11 protein-coding genes, 2 tRNA genes and 3 rRNA genes are annotated in these 21,360 nt (G+C 43.3%); 5 read left to right on the top strand and 11 right to left on the bottom strand.

Annotated features, from left to right (window positions below):
- Positions 1-20 precede the first annotated feature (20 nt).
- A complete protein-coding gene (locus tag MN200_RS00975) occupies positions 21-995 on the bottom strand; it encodes a hypothetical protein (RefSeq protein ID WP_004978518.1) in 975 nt (324 codons plus the stop codon).
- A 166-nt stretch (positions 996-1,161) separates the two neighbouring features.
- Positions 1,162-3,069, bottom strand: coding sequence for a choice-of-anchor I family protein (locus MN200_RS00970; RefSeq protein WP_058868705.1), 1,908 nt, complete (start codon positions 3,067-3,069; stop codon positions 1,162-1,164).
- Between the two features lie 160 nt (positions 3,070-3,229).
- Between MN200_RS00970 and mdtD the strand changes: the two genes are divergently transcribed.
- The 4 genes from mdtD (at position 3,230) to MN200_RS00950 (ending at position 7,601) form a co-directional block, all read left to right on the top strand.
- A complete protein-coding gene (mdtD, locus tag MN200_RS00965; protein ID WP_058868704.1) occupies positions 3,230-4,624 on the top strand; it encodes a multidrug transporter subunit MdtD in 1,395 nt (464 codons plus the stop codon).
- A gap of 170 nt (positions 4,625-4,794) precedes the next feature.
- Complete coding sequence (locus MN200_RS00960) at positions 4,795-5,508, top strand: GH25 family lysozyme (RefSeq protein WP_058868703.1); 714 nt, start codon at positions 4,795-4,797, stop codon at positions 5,506-5,508.
- 136 nt (positions 5,509-5,644) lie between these two features.
- Entirely contained in the window at positions 5,645-6,706 is a 1,062-nt protein-coding gene (dinB, locus tag MN200_RS00955) for a DNA polymerase IV (RefSeq protein WP_058868702.1), read from the top strand.
- Between the two features lie 538 nt (positions 6,707-7,244).
- Positions 7,245-7,601 carry a RidA family protein gene (locus MN200_RS00950; RefSeq protein ID WP_004692897.1) on the top strand — a complete coding sequence of 119 codons (357 nt, stop codon included), beginning with the start codon at positions 7,245-7,247 and terminating at the stop codon, positions 7,599-7,601.
- 61 nt (positions 7,602-7,662) lie between these two features.
- Here the strand turns inward: MN200_RS00950 and MN200_RS00945 are convergent, their stop codons facing one another.
- Both MN200_RS00945 and MN200_RS00940 read right to left on the bottom strand, forming a co-directional pair.
- Positions 7,663-8,205: a DUF2726 domain-containing protein gene (locus tag MN200_RS00945; RefSeq protein WP_005401019.1), complete on the bottom strand. Its 543-nt coding sequence runs from the start codon at positions 8,203-8,205 to the stop codon at positions 7,663-7,665.
- Between the two features lie 405 nt (positions 8,206-8,610).
- Positions 8,611-11,016, bottom strand: a complete 2,406-nt coding sequence (locus tag MN200_RS00940) for a YgiQ family radical SAM protein (protein ID WP_058868701.1) — start codon at positions 11,014-11,016, stop codon at positions 8,611-8,613.
- Here MN200_RS00940 and MN200_RS00935 point away from each other — a divergent pair.
- Positions 11,015-11,242 carry a hypothetical protein gene (locus tag MN200_RS00935; protein WP_010325666.1) on the top strand — a complete coding sequence of 76 codons (228 nt, stop codon included), beginning with the start codon at positions 11,015-11,017 and terminating at the stop codon, positions 11,240-11,242. The genes MN200_RS00940 and MN200_RS00935 overlap by 2 nt on opposite strands.
- Positions 11,243-11,515: 273 nt before the next feature.
- Here MN200_RS00935 and MN200_RS00930 read toward each other — a convergent pair whose 3' ends face one another.
- From MN200_RS00930 to MN200_RS00900, 7 genes are all read right to left on the bottom strand, one after another.
- Entirely contained in the window at positions 11,516-12,808 is a 1,293-nt protein-coding gene (locus MN200_RS00930) for a glutamate carboxypeptidase (protein WP_242759924.1), read from the bottom strand.
- Between the two features lie 252 nt (positions 12,809-13,060).
- Positions 13,061-13,175 (bottom strand): 5S ribosomal RNA (rrf, locus tag MN200_RS00925).
- Between the two features lie 175 nt (positions 13,176-13,350).
- Positions 13,351-16,244: ribosomal RNA gene (locus tag MN200_RS00920) — 23S ribosomal RNA — on the bottom strand.
- Positions 16,245-16,679: 435 nt separating this feature from the next.
- Positions 16,680-16,755 (bottom strand) — tRNA-Ala (locus tag MN200_RS00915).
- A 103-nt stretch (positions 16,756-16,858) separates the two neighbouring features.
- Positions 16,859-16,935, bottom strand: a tRNA-Ile gene (locus MN200_RS00910).
- A 61-nt stretch (positions 16,936-16,996) separates the two neighbouring features.
- Positions 16,997-18,534, bottom strand: a 16S ribosomal RNA gene (locus MN200_RS00905).
- Together the 16S, 23S and 5S rRNA genes with 2 tRNA genes alongside form the textbook arrangement of a ribosomal RNA operon.
- A gap of 712 nt (positions 18,535-19,246) precedes the next feature.
- Positions 19,247-21,292 (bottom strand): TonB-dependent copper receptor, encoded by a 2,046-nt coding sequence (locus MN200_RS00900; RefSeq protein ID WP_058868691.1) that lies wholly within the window; start codon positions 21,290-21,292, stop codon positions 19,247-19,249.
- Between the last annotated feature and the right edge of the window lie 68 nt (positions 21,293-21,360).

Here is a 21,360-nt window from a genome sequence, read left to right as displayed (position 1 = left end):
CGCTTTTTTAACATGTGCGTTTATTGCCCATAATGGGTGACAAAGTTATAGAACCACGGCAGTGTGGTCGCCAAAATCACGGACATGGCTAAACCAAACATCAATTTCATCGCATCTTTACTGACGTTACGCGAAGTGCGATGTTTGTTTACTTCATCAAAAATCATCGACATTGCAAACTCACGACCTGCAAGTAAACCTAAGAATACCCATGTGGTACTCATTGGAATATTGCTCCACTCTTTGAAGACCAACAAAATCAGGGCATACATAAAGTCAATAATAGTCGCTGCACGAATATCGGTGACACCTGTTTTGGTATCAACAATCTTCTGAATCGCACCACCACGTTGGTACAAAATCACCGCCAACAACACCACAAAGACCGTGATGGCAAACAGTAAAAATGAAAACGGCACTTGACGGGGTACATAGACGAAAATATTGGCCAAATCTTGAATCAGCCACTGACTCCACAGAAAAGCCGTAGAGACCCACTGTAGCCCAATCCAAATATGCGACGGTTCTTGATTACGGGTTTTCGCAAAATACTTCGCGACTTGGCGCATCACAAAACGATAGACAATAATCGCAACCACAAAGGCCACCGCATAGCCCATCATCGATTTCACCATCATCGAGCCTAAACTTGCAGGCGAGAAAATGGTTAAAACCAAGAAAGTAGTACTGACGGGGATTCCGTATTTGGTTAAAAATAACAGTAAAATCGGTGGCACAATATAGAGCCACGTGACCCCACCCTCAGGAAAAGGGATCGTTTCTAAACGGCCATATGATGCATCACCCACACCAGATGCATACCAACCATAAATCAAAACCACAACCAAAATACTGCTGATAAAGAGCCAAAGCACCCACCATGGACGGTGTGCATTGGATGAAATAAACGTACCTAATGTCTGTGGCACATCATTTCCGACGATAGAATAAGCCGCTAAACAGAAGCCTATCACCATCAAAATTTCGATTGTCATAAAACCAACCTTTTGAATAATTTATTCCAAGACAGTGCCCTTGGACGTTTGCCAAAGATTATGACGGTTTTATTTCATTTTCATGACATCCCTGTCATATATTTTATGTAGCGCCATAAAAAAAGAGCACCGTAGTGCTCTTTTTTCAAATTCAAAGTTCAGTTTTTTAATTGAGTTTGACTTCATAAACCGCTGTACTACCACTGACTTCATTTCCCACCACCAACAGCGGACGACCATTGGGTGAATTCTTCGCCGCGATGAAGATCAAACCTTCTGGGCCTAAGTCCCCTTGCTTCGTGACTTCTGTTTCCGTGGTGTTGCGATGGTTCAGGTACTGAACAAATTTAGCCTGATTCGGGTTGCTAATGTCATACACCATGATGCCACTGGCACGCTCAAGTCCAATAAAGGCAAAGGTCTTTGCACCAATTTTACCCAAAGTCACACCTTCAGGTTCAGGGCCTTTATTGTCACTACGGTCATCAAATTTAAATGCTTCATGATTGCTATTAAATTGCTCTGGGAACAGCTCCGCAATTTTTTGCTCAAACTCACTCCCCGAGTCCCATACAATCTGTTTGGTTTCAGGGTCGACAATACTCACCGAACGACCACCATAGGCGTATAATTTGTCATAAGTCAGACGACTATTTTCATCTAGCTCCGGCAGACCAGTCAGTGGATCTTTTTGATAACCTTGCGTCCAACTAATGGTCAAACGTCCAATTTGTGAATCTTTAATTAAATTGTCCGCACAGACTTCTGTTGCATCAGCCGTTTGACAAGGTTTAAACACCTCGGGGTTTAATTTTGCCCCTTTTACGCCCGGTGCAAGTTGACGTAAATGCGCGGCATAATCACCTTTGGCGTCAAAACCTGCTTTTTTAAACAAATGTTTGATGCGTATCTCTTCAGCATAACCAGCATTTAAGTCCCCGCCTTCAAAGTATTTGGCTTCATCCCTTAGCCATTCACGGGCATCCCCCTCATTGGCCGTGACCAAATAGGTTTTGCCGTTGGCTTGATATTGTGCAATGGCATCGGGCATATACATGCCATATAGCCCTGGCCAAGAACTAATATTAATCATGCCTGCATCTTTTGCACATTCTGTAATACTACGCCCCAAAGAGTCTTGGCCAATAGCACAGTCACGGTCACTTCCATCCAAGGCATTTTCAGGCAAACTATGGTCCTTGTAGCCCATCGGGAAAAGATCAACAAATTGATTTTTTTCTAGGTCTAAAACCCCAATCGCATTGTTTTCCTGCAAACTAACCCATGCTTTTTTACCATCAGCACTGACTGCGATGTACTCAGGCTCTAGGTCTTGTGCAACGGTGGTCGTTTGAATACCTACGTTAGCAACATTTGGGTATTGACTGATGTCTGGGCCAAAAATACGAATGCCTGCATCTAATAAGTCTTGTTTACGGTCATTCCATGCGTGGAAGCCCGCAATGCTTGCTGTTGGTTTTTGAATATCTGAAATATCAATAATGCTGACCGAACCTTCGGGATCGACTTGATACCCTTCATTCGGTTCCGCTTCATTCGCTACCAGTACTTTTCGACCATCAGGCGTAAAGGTCAACATATCTGGCAAAGCCCCCACGTTGACTTGGCTGATAAAAGAGAGATCCTGTGCTTTAAAGAAAGCCACAATACCAGTTTGGGTTTTATCCTCAGCCTGAACCGCCAGTGCCACGATGCCATTATGCACCGCGACACTATTCACTTCGGAATTGGCTAAATAAGTTTTGGCATCCAAAGATTGGATATATGTCGGTTGCGCTGGCTGGGAGAAATCTAAAACATCGACCATGCCCTTTTGTGCATTCACCACGAACAGACGCTTACTCGCAGCATCATAGGCGGGGATCTCCGCTGCACTCTGTCCAAATATCCCCGACTCATAACTTGCAAGATGAACCAGTTCAATACTATTCGGCGTGGCTTCCTCTACCACTGGTGGTGATGTGATGGTTTGCGCATCATCACTGTCATTACACCCCGCTAAGCCCCACCCCATGCATGCCAAAAAGACAGCACTATATGTTTTATTCATCATGATCTAAATATCGGTTCAAATTTAACCAATGTATGACGTACGCGTTGCAAACACATGACGTAGAGATGTCAATTTGATGGCATGTGATAAATGCACATTCGCAACAACAGTCCAACTTAAATTAAGCTAAACTGTTTAAAAATTTCACTTTGTTGTATCTATGAACCAAACGCCGACCCATCAAGCACTCGCTCCTGAGTACCGTCTTTTGGTACTTCTGGTTTCGATTGGCTTTTTTATGCAAGGCTTAGATACTACCATTGTGAATACTGCTCTACCGGCTATGGCAGTCAGTTTAAATGAAGACCCGCTGCAAATGCATAGCGTGGTGGTGGCCTATGTGCTTGCCGTTGCTGCCTGTATTCCCTTGAGTGGCTGGCTCGCCGACCGTTTTGGGGTGCGCAATACTTATTTCAGTGCCATTATCATTTTTACCCTTGCTTCACTGGGCTGTGGCTTTTCTGAAAGCGTAAATGAGTTGTTGTTCTATCGCGTGCTACAAGGCATCGGTGGTGCATTATTGCTCCCTGTTGGCCGCTTAGCCATGCTCAAAGTCATTCCGCGGACGCAGTTTTTATCAGCCATGAGTTTGATGAGTCTCGCGGGACTGATTGGCCCTCTGATTGGTCCAACACTCGGGGGCTGGTTGGTCGAAGTCAGTACATGGCATTGGATTTTCCTGATTAACCTCCCCATGGGGCTGTTAGGTGTCCTGATTAGCTTTAAAGCCATGCCGAATGTCACCGAGCAGAATGTACCGCGTTTTGACTTTTGGGGTTTTATCCTGTTGGTGATCACCATGGCAGGGCTATCTCTAGGGATTGAAAATTTTGCCAGTCCGCACCTGACTTTATGGTGGAGTATGGGGCTGATTGTACTGAGCTTGGTGACTGCGCTTTGGTATGCATATCATGCACATACCCATCAAAATGCGCTATTTCGCAGTAAACTGTTTCGTAACCGCATTTATGCCGTGGGTATTTTAGGTAACTTCTTTGCTCGCCTCGGTGGCAATGCTATGCCCTTTTTGATGCCACTCATGCTCCAAGTAGCTTTCGGTTTTGAACCTTTTGTGACAGGCCTCTTGATGATTCCAACAGTGCTAGGCTCACTGGCCTCAAAACCCATCATTCGTCACTTGATTCAGCGCTTCGGGTATCGCCACGTGCTTTTGGTTAACACCTTGTTGGTTGGTGCATGTATCGCCAGTTTTGCCCTCAATACCGCAGACACCCCAACTTGGCTGCGCGCGCTGCATTTCTTTATTTTTGGTATGCTGAACTCACTGCAATTTGTATCTATGAACACCCTCACGCTGAAAGATTTACCACAACAAGATGCCAGCAGTGGCAACAGTTTTTTGTCAATGATCATGATGGTTTCGATGAGTATTGGCGTGGCTCTGGCAGGTACTTTGGTCAATGTCTTTACGGCATATTGGGGCACAGATCACATCGTCATGGCATTCCATAACACCTTAATTGTTTTAGGATGTATTAACCTGATTACCGCAGCTATTTTCTGGCACATCCCCAAAGATACCGTGGATGAATAACAGATACAAAGTGCTGCCATTCACTGACCATAATCATCATGGTCAGTTCCGCAAATTCGAGCTATGATGATGAGCTAAAAACCAATACCTGCAAAAGCATGTCCGCAAGAAAGAAAGTTTCCACGCCGTCAAAAACCTCATATCCCTATTACATACTTGCCTGTGTAGTGATGCTATGTATCGGACTGGGGATCACCTATTTTTTCTTGCAGAACAATATCGCATCTGCCCAAGAGTATCCGATAAAAGGCTTTGATGTATCTCATCATCAGGGCGACATCCAATGGCAATCCATTTCTCCCCAAGAGTTTAAATTCGTTTATTTAAAAGCCACCGAAGGGGGCGATTTCAAAGACCGTAAATTTCAGGACAACTGGCTCAAAGCTCGTGAACAAGGCTTTTTGGTCGGGGCTTATCATTTTTATCGTTTATGCCGTGATGGCCAGATTCAGGCGCAGAACTTTATCGAAACTGTGCCGAAGAAAACCGATAGTTTGCCGCCTGTGATTGATTTGGAATATGACAGCAACTGTATCAACACCTATACCAGAGAACAGCTGCTCAAAGAAATTCAGGTCATGCACGACCAACTCTATCAACACTATGGTTTGCAACCCATTTTTTATACCTCTAAAGCATTTTATAATATTGTTTTGGTCGATAAATTTAAACAAACTCCCCTTTGGATTCGTGAATATCAAGGCCAGCCTGAGCTCAAAGGCAATCCGAAATGGACCTTTTGGCAACACACCAGCCAAGGTCAAATTAAAGGCATACCAACCTTGGTGGATCTCAATGTATTTCAAGGCTCAGAGCAAGATTGGATCAGCTTTTTAGAGCGCCAAGGGCTTTATCAACTGCCACAAAACTTACCGATCAAGTAGAGCAGTTCCAAGCTCAGCATTGAAGTTCAAATACAAAAAACACCAAGTCAAACTATGTCGCTTATGCCGCATACAGGACTACGCAATCGATCTGAATAGTGCAATACTGCCTTAGATTTCAATATTAAAATTCAGCATGCGAAAAATCATTCACATCGACATGGATGCCTTCTATGCCTCTGTGGAGTTACTTGATCGTCCCGACTTAAAGCATTTACCTGTGGTGATTTCTTCACACCATCCCCGTGCTGTCATTGCAGCTGCATCCTACCCTGCACGTCGCTACGGACTCCGCTCTGCCATGTCGATGACTCAAGCCAAAAAACGCTGCCCTGAAGTGATAGTAATTGAACCTAATTTCGCTAAATATCGTACGGTCTCAGAGCAAATTCATATAATTTTTAAGCGTTATACCACACTCATTGAACCGCTTTCCTTAGATGAAGCTTATTTAGATGTGACGGAAAATTTACAACAACTGGCCAGCGCCACAGAGGTTGCTGAACGTATCCGTGCTGATATTTTTCAGAGCACAGGACTGACCGCCTCTGCGGGTGTAGCACCGAATAAGTTTCTAGCCAAAGTTGCTTCGGACTGGAATAAACCCAATGGTATCTGCGTGATTAAACCCTCACAAGTTCAGCAGTTTATTCAGCACTTGCCGCTTAAACAAATCCCCGGAGTGGGTAAAGTTATGCAAGAAAAATTACATGCGCTCAAACTTGAAACTTTAGGTGATTTACAGCATGTAGATGAAAATATCCTGATTCATCATTTTGGCAAGTATGGAAAACAGCTCTATCTATATGCACAAGGGATTGATGAGCGTCCTGTACAAGCGGAACGAGAACGTCAGCAAATTTCAAAAGAAACCACTTTTGATGATGACTTAATCCTTGAACAATGTCTCCCATTTTGGCCCAAGTTGATTGCACAAGTCTGGCAAAGCTTAGAGAAAAAGCAACTGTATGCCCGCGGTGTCACCGTCAAACTGAAACTGAAAAACTTTCAAACCTTACAGCACAGTAAAAGCTTCAAAACGCCATTAAAGCATCAAACTGAACTACAAATGACCTTAGATATCTTACTCAAAGAAATGCAAATCACACCGGATCAACAATTTCGTCTTATCGGTGTTGGGGTCTATGCACTTTCGACTCAAGAGCCTCTACCCCAGCTCTCTTTATGGTCTGACTGATTGCTCAATCAGTCACTTTTTAACCAAAAGAACAAAAATAATGCAATTTAACATTCACAAACTGTGTTTTTAGAGTAATCTAATGACGCGCTGCATTTATCCATGTAACCGCTGAGATGCTAAAACTTACCTTTACTTTTAGCATACGTCCTGTGATTGGCGTGACGATCAAATCCGAAGATTACAGGACATCTCTGATATTTATATGGTATTCCTCCCTATATTGCAGAACAGTGCTCTACCATCAAAACAATTTACTCCTCCAAAAAATACTTTTATAAAGCCTGTAAAAGATTTCCCTATTGATCCTGTTCCTTCATCTTTTGTAATTCCCACGTCGATATATTGATATCAACTATCCATTTATCTCCCTCTGTTCACTTTACCTACAGAAATAGATTTGATCCTTCACGCTGTAAAATTCTGCATCTGATTGAAAGCCAACATCGTAGCCATCTGTCATACATGAGTTTGTGGTAGGCTATTGAACTACTTTTTATGTTCTATTTTTATACTCATCACACAGGATGCATACATTATGACGGTTCAACGTTTGCATGTCTCAAATCGTTTTTCTGAAGTTGCGATTGCTGGCAACCTCGTTCATTTGGCAGGTCAACTGGCGTCTGACTTTGATCTCGATATTAAAGGTCAAACCCAACAAACATTCGACATGATTGACCAATTTTTAGCTGATGCAGGCACAGATAAAAGTCATATTTTATCGGTGACGATTTATTTAAAAGACATTGAAAATGACTATGCAGCGTTCAATGAAGTTTGGGATGCTTGGGTTGCAGACATTGATGCCTTACCCCGTACCTGTGTTGAAGCTAAACTTTATGATCCACGAGTATTGGTAGAGTTAACCGTTGTTGCAGTGAAACCTGCATAAAAAATACATGCATCATAAAAACATGAGTTTTCATGTTTTTATGATGCGCGCTGAGATTCAGTTAGCCGATCAGACGTAATTTTCGAGTTTGTGCTGCATTATAGTAATCATATTTTTTGGTCGCATGCTTATCTTTAGTCAAACGCGATGAGGCATAGAGATCGCCATAAAAATCTTCACGTAACTGATGATAGTCAGGCACTTCTTCATAACGAATCACTTTATAGCCAGCCATATCGAGGATCGCATCCTGAAACTGTGCCTTTTGTGGACGTTTCAGTGAAAGCGGATCTTCTAAAGCAACCACTGCCAAAACTTGTTGTGCACTATCCACAATGACAAAATCAGCCACCAAATTGCGGTATTTATTTCGTGTACGCGAAAATTTTGTAGTGAGTAAGGCATCATAAGATACATGTGCCAGCACAGTATGATGCGGTAAAATTTCTTTCAAACGAGTATAAGTCAGTTGTTCATGCATACTAAAAATAGCACGTTGTCTTAATGCACTATCTTGCTGCTTGGTCTTAGGGATCAACGCTTTACTCGCTAAAATCATGACCAGTATCAACAACACGCTACCAATTACCATATAAGTTGTCATATTTGTATCCTTTTCATCTTTATTATAATTTTCGGTATCACACCGATTTTTATCCGATCAGTATAACCTATTTTATCCGATCAGTATAACCTACTGACCATTTACCCAAACCACGCAATAAAAAAACTAAAGCTAAAATCAAACAAACGCTGATAAAACTAAACAATTTTTTGCAATGTCATCCGTTGTAACACGTTTTGTTTTAATCCGAATGAAATTTTGGCTCTGTAGCCTATCTACACTGTAATAGAGTGATTCATTCACGTGCAATATGATTCTTCGGATTGACCCAATTTTCCCGACGGATGGCAGAAAAGCCAATCTCTAAGCTATTTTTCTAACGCAATAAAAAAGATTGATCCTAAAAAAGGATGCCGTAGCATCCTTTTTTATATTCAATTGCCATTAAGCACGTGACTTAGACTTCGGTTTTGACTTGGAATGTCCAAATGGCTTCTTGGCGTCACCTGTTTCGCGCGGTGGTAAACCTGTATGTTGCGTTAAAATCTGACCACGTTCAGGACGCTTCTTGGTATTTGATGGACGAGATTGATTTTTCGCTTGTTGGTTACGGCTATCACCATTACGTTTTTGCGAATCACCATCCACGGTTGAGTTTTTCTTACGAGCAGACTGATACTGACCTTCTGTGCCTTGCGGTTGATAGGTTGGAATCAAATGCTGTTTCGAGTTACCAATCAAGTCTTGGCGACCCATTTCTTTTAAAGCTTCTCGAAGTAATGGCCAGTTATTTGGATCATGGTAACGCAAGAACGCCTTATGCAGACGACGACGCTTCTCACCTTTCACAATATCAACATCTTCAGTATAACGTGCCACTTTTGCTAATGGATTTTTACCCGTGTGATACATGGTCGTTGCTGTGGCCATTGGCGATGGATAGAAAGTCTGCACCTGATCTGCACGGAAACCATTTTTCTTCAACCAAATCGCCAAATTCATCATGTCATATTCAGTCGTACCCGGATGTGCTGCAATAAAGTACGGAATTAAATACTGTTCTTTACCTGCTTCTTTACTGAAACGATCAAACATTTGCTTGAAACGATCATAAGTTCCGATTCCCGGTTTCATCATCTTAGACAATGGACCTTTTTCGGTATGCTCAGGTGCAATTTTTAAATAACCACCGACGTGATGCTGAACCAATTCCTTCACATATTCAGGGTTGAGTACCGCTAAGTCATAGCGTAAGCCTGAACCAATCAGAATCTTTTTGATGCCTTTGAGTTCACGTGCTTTACGATATAGCTGCGTTAAAGGTGCATGATCGGTATGTAGGTTTTGACAAACACCCGGATAAACACATGATGGTTTACGACAGTTCTTTTCAATTTCAGGGTCTTTACAGTGCAAACGATACATGTTTGCTGTAGGCCCACCCAAGTCAGAAATGATGCCGGTAAAACCCGGTGCAGTATCACGAATCTTTTCAACTTCACGTAAAATCGATTCTTCTGAACGGTTTTGAATGATGCGTCCTTCATGTTCTGTAATCGAACAGAAGGTACAGCCACCAAAACAGCCACGCATAATGTTGACAGAAAATTTGATCATATCAAATGCAGGGAAACGCGCATCAGCATAGACAGGATGCGGTAGACGTGCATAAGGTAAATCAAACACATAGTCCATTTCTTCCGTCGTTAACGGAATCGGTGGAGCATTTAACCAAACATCACGCTCGCCATGCTTTTGTACCAAAGCACGCGCATTTCCTGGATTGGTTTCAAGGTGTAAGATACGGTTGGCATGGGCATATAAAACGGGATCATCTGCCACTGCTTCAAATGCAGGCAAACGAATCACAGCCAGCTCACGCGGCGGTAATTTATGTTTAATTGCCTTTGAAGACGGCTGTAACTGCACAATTTGTGTATCAGGATCGAGTTTATCCCCTTCACGAACAATTTGATTCGTCACAATTTCTTTTTGGAAATTTTGGTATTGGGTTAAAGAGTTACCCTTATCTTTTTCAATTTCACAGCCATCTAAATCTTCAGTCATCACATAGGGATTGATGATCGGATCAACACGGCCAATGGTATCCACATCATTCGATGCGATTTCCACAAACTTGGCTTTAGATGGACGGTTTAATTTATTCACGATAAATGCCGTGCCGCGAACATCTGTAATTTCGTGAATTTTTTCGCCTTTGGCTAAGCGATGCATCACCTCAGTAATTGAACGCTCACCATTACCATACATCAAAAGATCGGCTTTTGAATCCATCAACACTGAACGACGAACTTTGTCTGACCAATAGTCATAATGTGCAATACGACGTAAAGACGCTTCAATTCCACCCAACAATACAGGTACATCTGGAAATGCTTCACGTACACGTTGGCAATATACGGTTGCTGCACGGTCTGGACGTTTATTGGGTAAATTATCTGGCGAATAGGCATCATCAGAACGGATTTTACGATCAGCCGTATAACGGTTGATCATCGAATCCATATTCCCAGCAGTCACACCCCAAGCGATATTTGGCTTACCCAAAACGCGAAATGCTTCAACATTCGTCCAATCAGGTTGTGCAATAATCCCGACACGGAAACCTTGTGCTTCTAACGTACGGCCAATAATGCCCGAACAAAATGATGGATGGTCGATATAGGCATCACCACAGACCAAAATAAAGTCACAACTATCCCAACCGAGTTGGTCCATTTCCTCGCGCGACATCGGCAAAAATGGCGCAGGTTCAAAACATGACGCCCAATATTTGTCGTAATCAAACAACGCTTTAGGCGCGGTCTGCATAGTATAAGCAGTAGACATGGCTAGCAATTCTCGGCTGGCAGATGAAAGATCTCAAATAAAGATCAAAGATGAAAGCCGATCATTTTACCATGAATTACATTCAGCTTGCTTGGTTAAAAAAGCATCATATACAGCACGTTATCATTTATTTTTTTATGCAAACGTAATTTCGAAGTTTTTATTTAAAAAGAAACAATTCGACAGTGAAGAGACAAAAGCTGGCCCTTCATTCCTTAAAGAATAAAGACTAAGGTCCAATCACTTGGGACAGCAAGCAATACATCGAGACCCAACAGATTCCGCTAAATTATCCAGCAAAGAATGAAAAAAGTAACATCAACTATAGCTCTGCCGATCTCTCAGAATATCCCTCACTTTATATAGTTTTTATTTAAGATCTCATCCATTTCCCTATAAGATTCTGATATTTAGATTAATGAAAGATGCTGCTAAAAATAAACACCATCTTTCATCATGTAAAAACTCAAATCAGTTCAGTTCTTTCATACCAACTTTATTATTTTTGAGCGGTCGATAAGTCCATAATCAACTTTGTCGCTAAATATAAACGCGGCACAATACTTTCGACTAGAATATATTCAGCATTATTCGAATGCGCACCATCACCAGATAAGCCCATGCCTTCTAAAATCGCTGCTTTCGAATTTAAGCCAGCAAATGCAGCATCTGTACCACCACCTGTTGCTTCAGCTAAGACCTTCATTGGTAAGTTAAAATCAGTTTTGTAAATAAGCTGTGCTTGTTCAGCCAATTTTTTTGCCTGTGGATTTGCCATTAAAGGTGGGCGACGCATTTCAAACTTTAACTTAACTTCACTGTCAGCTAACTTTTTACGTTTAATCCTTTCCTGTAATACACGTTCCACTTGCTGAAAATCTTTAACTTGCAAAGCACGAACATCTGCTTGTGCAGTTGCAAGGTCTGGAATCACGTTACGCACTTTACCTGCACTTGCCACAGTCCAGTTTAATTTCAACCCTGTTTTAGGATTCGATAAATCTTGTAACTGTAAGATTTGATCTGATAATTCTGTCAGTGCATTTATGCCTGCTTCAGGCTTAACCCCTGCATGTGCAGGTTTCCCGTGAACCTCTAAATATGCTGCACCAATCCCACTGGTGGCTAAACGTAAACTGCCGTCTTTACCACCACCTTCAAATGACAAAACTACATCTTGGTCTTGTGCAGTTTCAGTAATCAGTTTGCGTGAACCTGGCGAACTGATCTCCTCATCGGAGTTAAGTAAGATTGTGATCGTGCCATAATCTTGATAATTCAACTTTTTCAAAAGATCAAGCGTATGAATAATCGCAGCAACCCCCTGTTTATCATCTAAAATTCCGAGACCAAAAACTTTATCCCCTTCCATTTTAAAAGGTTGGTCTTTCAACATCCCTGTTAAATACACCGTATCCATATGAGCAATTAGCATAATTTTACTGCTGCCTTTACCCTTTAAAACAGCTTTTACCATTGGACCAGTCTGTTGAGGCGTATCATCCATACGATATATATCTTTGGCTTCTACAATACTGACCTCAGCACCTGTCGTTTTTAATTGTTCGGCGACATATTTAGCGATCTTATTCACGCCGGCAAGATCTTTACTCCCCGACTCAATATTGACTAAAGCCTCTAGAGTATTTAAATAATTCTTTTTTTCTGACTCAACCAGATGTTTGACCTGATCATTAGATACAGCATGTACTTGCCCAAAAGCTAAACAGCTCAACAACGCACATGAGATTAAAGGAAGTTTTTTCAGTTGATATTGAATTTTATTAGACATACTCATTATTCCATTTAAAGATATTGCTAACAAACAATGAACATTTGATCGACTATTCAATATTTTTAAAAATCTAAAAATAAAAAATGTTAGATAGATTAAATGTCATGATCGATAAATAAGTAAATCAGTATGTAGAAACCTATCCTAAACCTCAATTAGGCGATTGATTCGTTTATTTTTTATTATTTAATATATTCAGCATAAAAAAATCCCCCTCAGCCTTAAGCGGAGGGGGATTTAGAATTAATGAGCTGGCGATGACTTACTCTCACATGGATAACTCCACACTACCATCAGCGCTAAGAGGTTTCACTTCTGAGTTCGGGAAGGGATCAGGTGGTTCACTCTTGCTATTGTCGCCAGCACAACTGTTTATGACTATTCGTTGGGTCTAACCTCAGAGCAGTGCTCTTCGTGCCTAACTTTCATCAAATGAGTTATTAACAGGTATATTTGAGTTGGATATTTTATCTAGCTTTATAACTAAATCAAGTTGTTTGCAGTGATTTGAACCACAACACCAACTGTTTGGGTGTTGTATAGTCAAGCCTCACGAGCAATTAGTATTGGTCAGCTTCACATATCACTATGCTTCCACATCCAACCTATCAACGTCGTAGTCTTCAACGGCTCTTTAGAGGACATAAAGTCCTAGGGAAATCTTATCTTGAGGTAGGCTTCCCGCTTAGATGCTTTCAGCGGTTATCCCTTCCGAACATAGCTACCCGGCGATGCGACTGGCGTCACAACCGGTACACCAGAGGTTCGTCCACTCTGGTCCTCTCGTACTAGGAGCAGATCCTCTCAAATTTCCAACGCCCACGGTAGATAGGGACCGAACTGTCTCACGACGTTCTAAACCCAGCTCGCGTACCTCTTTAAATGGCGAACAGCCATACCCTTGGGACCTGCTTCAGCCCCAGGATGAGATGAGCCGACATCGAGGTGCCAAACACCGCCGTCGATATGAACTCTTGGGCGGTATCAGCCTGTTATCCCCAGAGTACCTTTTATCCGTTGAGCGATGGCCCTTCCATACAGAACCACCGGATCACTAAGACCTACTTTCGTACCTGCTCGACTTGTGGGTCTCGCAGTTAAGCGCGCTTTTGCCTTTATACTCTACGCGTGATTTCCGACCACGCTGAGCGCACCTTCGTACTCCTCCGTTACTCTTTAGGAGGAGACCGCCCCAGTCAAACTACCCACCAGACATGGTCCTCGTCCCGGATAACGGGACAGAGTTAGAACCTCAATATTACCAGGGTGGTATTTCAAGATTGGCTCCACCGAAACTAGCGTCTCGGTTTCAAAGCCTCCCACCTATCCTACACAAGTAAGATCAAAGTTCAATGTCAAGCTGCAGTAAAGGTTCACGGGGTCTTTCCGTCTAGCCGCGGGTACACCGCATCTTCACGGCGAATTCGATTTCACTGAGTCTCTGCTGGAGACAGCGCCCCCATCATTATGCCATTCGTGCAGGTCGGAACTTACCCGACAAGGAATTTCGCTACCTTAGGACCGTTATAGTTACGGCCGCCGTTTACTGGGGCTTCGATCAAGAGCTTCGCTTACGCTAACCCCATCAATTAACCTTCCAGCACCGGGCAGGCATCACACCCTATACGTCCACTTTCGTGTTTGCAGAGTGCTATGTTTTTAATAAACAGTTGCAGGGGCCTGGTTTCTGTGGCTGCCAATAGCTCAAGGAGTAAATCCTATCACCGTCGGCAGCGTACCTTCTCCCGAAGTTACGGTACCATTTTGCCTAGTTCCTTCAGCAGAGTTCTCTCAAGCGCTTTGGTCTACTCGACCTGACCACCTGTGTCGGTTTCGGGTACGATTCCTATGTAACTGAAGCTTAGAGACTTTTCCTGGAAGCATGGTATCAGCCACTTCACTGTACAAGTACAGCTTGCTATCAGTTCTCAGCATAGAGTACCCCGGATTTGCCTAAGATACATGCCTACAACCTTCCACCTGGACAACCAACGCCAGGCTGACTTAACCTTCTCCGTCCTCTCATCGCATTACATAGAAGTATTGGAATATTAACCAATTTCCCATCGACTACGCCTCTCGGCCTCGCCTTAGGGGTCGACTCACCCAGCCCCGATTAACGTTGGACTGGAACCCTTGGTCTTTCAGCGTGCGAGTTTTTCACTCGCATTGTCGTTACTCACGTCAGCATTCGCACTTCTGATACCTCCAGCATACTTCTCAATACACCTTCATCGGCTTACAGAACGCTCCCCTACCACTTGCAATAAATTGCAAATCCGCAGCTTCGGCATATAGTTTTAGCCCCGTTACATCTTCCGCGCAGGCCGACTCGACTAGTGAGCTATTACGCTTTCTTTAAAGGGTGGCTGCTTCTAAGCCAACCTCCTAGCTGTCTATGCCTTCCCACATCGTTTCCCACTTAACTATAATTTTGGGGCCTTAGCTGGCGGTCTGGATTGTTTTCCTCTTGACTACGGACGTTAGCACCCGCAGTCTGTCTCCCGGATAGTACTCATTGGTATTCGGAGTTTGCATCGGTTTGGTAAGTCGGGATGACCCCCTAGCCGAAACAGTGCTCTACCCCCAATGGTATTCGTCCGAGGCGCTACCTAAATAGCTTTCGGGGAGAACCAGCTATCACCGAGTTTGATTAGCCTTTCACCCCTATCCACAAGTCATCCCCTGGCTTTTCAACGACAGTGGGTTCGGTCCTCCAGTTAGTGTTACCCAACCTTCAACCTGCTCATGGATAGATCACCCGGTTTCGGGTCTACACCCAGCAACTAAACGCCCTATTAAGACTCGATTTCTCTACGGCTCCCCTATGCGGTTAACCTTGCTACTGAATGTAAGTCGCTGACCCATTATACAAAAGGTACGCAGTCACCGAACATGTCGGCTCCCACTGCTTGTATGCATGCGGTTTCAGGATCTATTTCACTCCCCTCACAGGGGTTCTTTTCGCCTTTCCCTCACGGTACTGGTTCACTATCGGTCAGTCAGGAGTATTTAGCCTTGGAGGATGGTCCCCCCATATTCAGACAAGGTTTCACGTGCCCCGCCCTACTCGACATCATCATATCAGCCCTTTCGTGTACAGGACTATCACCCACTATGGTTGCACTTCCCAGAGCATTCCACTAAAACTGATATGACTTAATGGGCTTTTCCCCGTTCGCTCGCCGCTACTGAGGGAATCTCAATTGATTTCTTTTCCTAAGGGTACTGAGATGTTTCACTTCCCCTCGTTCGCCTCGTATGACTATGTATTCATCATACGATACCTGCCTTATGACAGGTGGGTTTCCCCATTCAGAAATCTCCGGATCACAGGATATTTGCCGCCTCCCCGGAGCTTATCGCAGGCTATTACGTCTTTCATCGCCTCTGACTGCCAAGGCATCCACCACATGCACTTAATTACTTGACTATACAACCCCAAACAGTCGTTAATCCCTACAAGTAGGATTAAGACAGTCTATGATGATTTCTCATCACTTCCTTACAGTTTGTTGTTCTGTGTACTTAAACACTGTACAGCTTCAATTCAATTCACATACCAAAACGCTTGATTCAGTTAATTTCGCTAGTAACTCATTTCTTCAATCTTCATCAATCAGTAATAAATCACTGTTAATGTCGATCTTAAAAACGAGTATGAACAAATTATTTCAACTCAAATATATTCTGTTAATGATTTTTCCAGCCTTCGTCAGGTCAGGAAACTGTGATAAATCACAGAAGTTAATAAGTTATCTACTTACTAATTTCTGTAATCCAACCTATCTGCGCGAAGCATAGCTTCTTGCTTAAATTTCAAGGAAAAGCCTTAAAGCAGTGCTTTAAGTTTTCTTGTCTTGAAATTTGGTGGAGACTAGGAGAGTCGAACTCCTGACCTCCTGCGTGCAAAGCAGGCGCTCTACCAACTAAGCTAAGTCCCCAGCTTATCATTTTTGATTCGATGTATCAGATTATAGCCTGCGCACTCACTCACGTTCGTTTGCCTTGCGCTTCGCCTTAAAGCAGTGCTTTAAGTCTTGCTCATGGTGGGTCTGACAAGACTTGAACTTGTGACCCCACGCTTATCAAGCGTGTGCTCTAACCAACTGAGCTACAGACCCTCAGATACATCGTCATGAAGAACAACTTGTTGTGGATTCTTACCAATCGTCAATCTTTCGTTAAGGAGGTGATCCAGCCGCAGGTTCCCCTACGGCTACCTTGTTACGACTTCACCCCAGTCATCGGCCACACCGTGGTAAGCGTCCTCCTTGCGGTTAGACTACCTACTTCTGGTGCAACAAATTCCCATGGTGTGACGGGCGGTGTGTACAAGGCCCGGGAACGTATTCACCGCGGCATTCTGATCCGCGATTACTAGCGATTCCGACTTCATGGAGTCGAGTTGCAGACTCCAATCCGGACTACGATCGGCTTTTTGAGATTAGCATCCTATCGCTAGGTAGCAACCCTTTGTACCGACCATTGTAGCACGTGTGTAGCCCTGGTCGTAAGGGCCATGATGACTTGACGTCGTCCCCGCCTTCCTCCAGTTTGTCACTGGCAGTATCCTTAAAGTTCCCGACATTACTCGCTGGCAAATAAGGAAAAGGGTTGCGCTCGTTGCGGGACTTAACCCAACATCTCACGACACGAGCTGACGACAGCCATGCAGCACCTGTATGTAAGTTCCCGAAGGCACCAATCCATCTCTGGAAAGTTCTTACTATGTCAAGACCAGGTAAGGTTCTTCGCGTTGCATCGAATTAAACCACATGCTCCACCGCTTGTGCGGGCCCCCGTCAATTCATTTGAGTTTTAGTCTTGCGACCGTACTCCCCAGGCGGTCTACTTATCGCGTTAGCTGCGCCACTAAAGCCTCAAAGGCCCCAACGGCTAGTAGACATCGTTTACGGCATGGACTACCAGGGTATCTAATCCTGTTTGCTCCCCATGCTTTCGTACCTCAGCGTCAGTATTAGGCCAGATGGCTGCCTTCGCCATCGGTATTCCTCCAGATCTCTACGCATTTCACCGCTACACCTGGAATTCTACCATCCTCTCCCATACTCTAGCTTCCCAGTATCGAATGCAATTCCTAAGTTAAGCTCAGGGATTTCACATCCGACTTAAGAAGCCGCCTACGCACGCTTTACGCCCAGTAAATCCGATTAACGCTCGCACCCTCTGTATTACCGCGGCTGCTGGCACAGAGTTAGCCGGTGCTTATTCTGCGAGTAACGTCCACTATCCTAGAGTATTAATCCAAGTAGCCTCCTCCTCGCTTAAAGTGCTTTACAACCAAAAGGCCTTCTTCACACACGCGGCATGGCTGGATCAGGCTTCCGCCCATTGTCCAATATTCCCCACTGCTGCCTCCCGTAGGAGTCTGGGCCGTGTCTCAGTCCCAGTGTGGCGGATCATCCTCTCAGACCCGCTACAGATCGTCGCCTTGGTAGGCCTTTACCCCACCAACTAGCTAATCTGACTTAGGCTCATCTATTAGCGCAAGGTCCGAAGATCCCCTGCTTTCCCCCGTAGGGCGTATGCGGTATTAGCATTCCTTTCGGAATGTTGTCCCCCACTAATAGGCAGATTCCTAAGCATTACTCACCCGTCCGCCGCTAGGTTAGGTAGCAAGCTACCCTTCCCCGCTCGACTTGCATGTGTTAAGCCTGCCGCCAGCGTTCAATCTGAGCCATGATCAAACTCTTCAGTTAAAAATCATTAGTAGCTTATGGCTACAAATCTTGGCTCATCAATTTTCTGACAAATATTTCTCAAATAAACTTCGAGTAATTTTTACCATCAATCAATGAAATATTTTCGATCGATCAATCAGTAAAAATCCACACAAGTTGTTCTTCATAATCTCTTAATGATCTTCTTGCTGATTCGTCATCAGCAAGCTAGGTCGGCTATACTACTCTCTTTCAAGAAGAAGTCAACTGGTTTTGTTAATTATTTTCAAACTTATTCAAGACTTCCAGATTCTACCGTTTGGGCTAAATCCTTGTTTCTCAACAAGTTTTAATCAACATCACCGCCGATGGATGTGCATTCTACAGCATTTCCAAACCAACACAACCCCCTTTACTCAATAAATATTCTGCATGTTTATTTTTCAAACTCATAAAATTATAAGTATCTGTTATTTATATAAAATATTTTTTAATAAATTTATCTACTTCCTAGTTAGCGCCTTAAACCGCTCCATCACATTCGGACAAATTAAACTTAATACATTGTTTTAATTAATTTAAATAAAAATAAATCAAAATAATATTTAAATATTTTATCTAAATCGCTGTTTCTTTCTACTTTTTATGGTGAATATCCACTCACAATGCTGTTTTCTCAGTCAACTTCTATCTTAGAACCAAAAACAGCCATTCTATTTCTAAAATGGCTGTTTTCGATAATCACATATATTTAGAACTTCATACTGATACGCGCCCAATAATTACGTCCAATATTATTGAATTGTTCTGTTGCAGCATAACCAAAACCTGAACTTCCAAGTTTATTCAAATGCTCGGCATAGTTTTTATTCAGCACATTATCTATTCCGACTGAAAGGTCTAGATCTTTTTGGATATTATAAGTCCCATTTAAAGACAGAGTTCCAAAACCTTTACTGTCTTCTAAATCGTATCCAATGATATTACCTTCTCGATAGCTGGTACGATCTTGTGCTGCCACCACACGCCATAACAAACCGAGATTATACTTCTCTTGCACATAGCGTAGATTGAAACGTCCTTCTAATGGTGCAATTTGCGGTAAAGCGGTGTGATCCGTCGTATTTTCACCCCATGCATACATGGCACTGATGTCCGCTTGAATTTGATCCGTCAACTGGTAAGCCACACCTGCTTCAGCACCTGCAATGGTTGCATCGACATTTCGGCTTTTGGCTTCCAACCGCCCCATTGAGCCTGTCGGAGTATATGCCACTAATATATAGTCTTGAATCAAACCTGCATAAACTGAAGCCCAAGATTTAAATGCACCCTGTTCATATTGATAGCCTGCATCAAACTGCGCGGTTTTTTCATTCTCTAAATCAGCAAAGGTCGTACCTGTACTTTGATGGTATTTGGTACTAAATAATTCCCAATAATCAGGCACACGCTCTACATAACCCAAACCTGCGTAAGTTTTAACATGTTCCGCAAGTTCACTTTCAATTCGAACAAAACCACTTGGCAGGGTTTCTTTACGTTCTGTATCAGTAGCTAAGTTATCGATCTTCGCTTGATCGACGCGTGCACCTGTCACCAGTTTATGCTGATCATTGAATGCATAACTCAGTTCACCGAAAGCCCCATAAGACTCAAATTCCATATTGGTTTTAAAGGGAGAATTCATACTCGGCATTGCATACATAATCATATTGCCGCCATGCTTATTGCGCTGTGAGTCTATTCCTGTCATCAGGCTGACTTTGTCCCATTCAGAAGTCATTGCAGCACGCGCATTCAAAGTACGGCGCGTTACTTCCATTTCCATCTTATTCGGCACAGCTATCTGCATACCATGCATCGTCATGGTCATTGTCGGTGGCGTTCTTAAGCGAAAATTATCCATGACATGATCGTTATAGCTATAGTCCACTTGCGCTTCGACTTTTTTGATCACCTCACTAATGTTTTTCTTTTCAACATGTAAACCCAGACTTTCGCGAGCAAACTTAGAACCATCCATACTACGTCCAGCATAGACTGCCTCACCATCACTCTTCCCACCTTTCAGCTCTATCCATGTGTCCTCATTCGGAGTCCAACCCAACGCGAGATCTGCATTCCACTTTTCCCAATCGGACGGAACCGTATTGCCAGCTCCATCTTGATAGCTATCTGCAATCGAACGGTTGGCATTTAAACGTGCGTATTTCGTTTCATCACCAACGGCGGCTTCAACATTCTGATCCAAACCACCATAAGAACCAAGCATGACACTGGCTTGCCCACGATAAGGTTTCGCCGAAGTGAGCTGTTCAGGCTCACGTTCAAAAATAACGGTTGCGGCTGAACCCGTATGCGCATATTGAACAGTTTGTGGCCCTTTCACGACTGTGATTTTGTCATAGCTTTCAGGAGAAACATAAGAAGCAGGATTATCCATACGGCTTGGGCATGCGCCTAAATTTTCCGTACCATCTGTGAGGATTTTAATACGTGAGCCAAACATACCACGGAAGGTGACATCACCATTCGCCCCGCCATTTTTGATTTGGTTAAAACCCACAATACTTTGTAGGTAGGCTGCACCATCAACCGCAGGAATTGGCTGAGTGGGTTGCTTAGGGTCAGCATGTACAATCAGACCATGGGCATCATTACCCTGCTGAGCCGTCACCACGATAGGCGCTAAAATGTGTGCGCTGTCTGCTTCAGCGGCAAATACTACGCTTGAAAAACAAGCAAGAGAAATCGCAGCCGCAAGAGGCTGTAAAAAGAATGTAGGCTGAGCCATTTTTATTCTCACTGAATCTATAAATACAACTAGGCTAGAGTCCGTTAAGACCCGAAAAAAATATGTCT

The sequence above is a fragment of the Acinetobacter sp. LUNF3 genome (assembly GCF_022699605.1).
GTDB lineage: Bacteria > Pseudomonadota > Gammaproteobacteria > Pseudomonadales > Moraxellaceae > Acinetobacter > Acinetobacter johnsonii.
This window is presented reverse-complemented; position numbering and strand designations above follow the sequence as displayed.

Coding starts and splice junctions, on each gene's coding strand:
- MN200_RS00950 (WP_004692897.1), top strand. CDS start 7,245: ATGACGGTTCAACGTTTGCATGTCTCAAATCGTTTTTCTGAAGTTGCG.
- MN200_RS00940 (WP_058868701.1), bottom strand. CDS start 11,016: ATGTCTACTGCTTATACTATGCAGACCGCGCCTAAAGCGTTGTTTGAT.
- mdtD (WP_058868704.1), top strand. CDS start 3,230: ATGAACCAAACGCCGACCCATCAAGCACTCGCTCCTGAGTACCGTCTT.
- MN200_RS00970 (WP_058868705.1), bottom strand. CDS start 3,069: ATGATGAATAAAACATATAGTGCTGTCTTTTTGGCATGCATGGGGTGG.
- MN200_RS00960 (WP_058868703.1), top strand. CDS start 4,795: ATGCTATGTATCGGACTGGGGATCACCTATTTTTTCTTGCAGAACAAT.
- MN200_RS00900 (WP_058868691.1), bottom strand. CDS start 21,292: ATGGCTCAGCCTACATTCTTTTTACAGCCTCTTGCGGCTGCGATTTCT.
- MN200_RS00975 (WP_004978518.1), bottom strand. CDS start 995: ATGACAATCGAAATTTTGATGGTGATAGGCTTCTGTTTAGCGGCTTAT.
- dinB (WP_058868702.1), top strand. CDS start 5,645: ATGCGAAAAATCATTCACATCGACATGGATGCCTTCTATGCCTCTGTG.
- MN200_RS00935 (WP_010325666.1), top strand. CDS start 11,015: ATGGCTAGCAATTCTCGGCTGGCAGATGAAAGATCTCAAATAAAGATC.
- MN200_RS00945 (WP_005401019.1), bottom strand. CDS start 8,205: ATGACAACTTATATGGTAATTGGTAGCGTGTTGTTGATACTGGTCATG.
- MN200_RS00930 (WP_242759924.1), bottom strand. CDS start 12,808: ATGTCTAATAAAATTCAATATCAACTGAAAAAACTTCCTTTAATCTCA.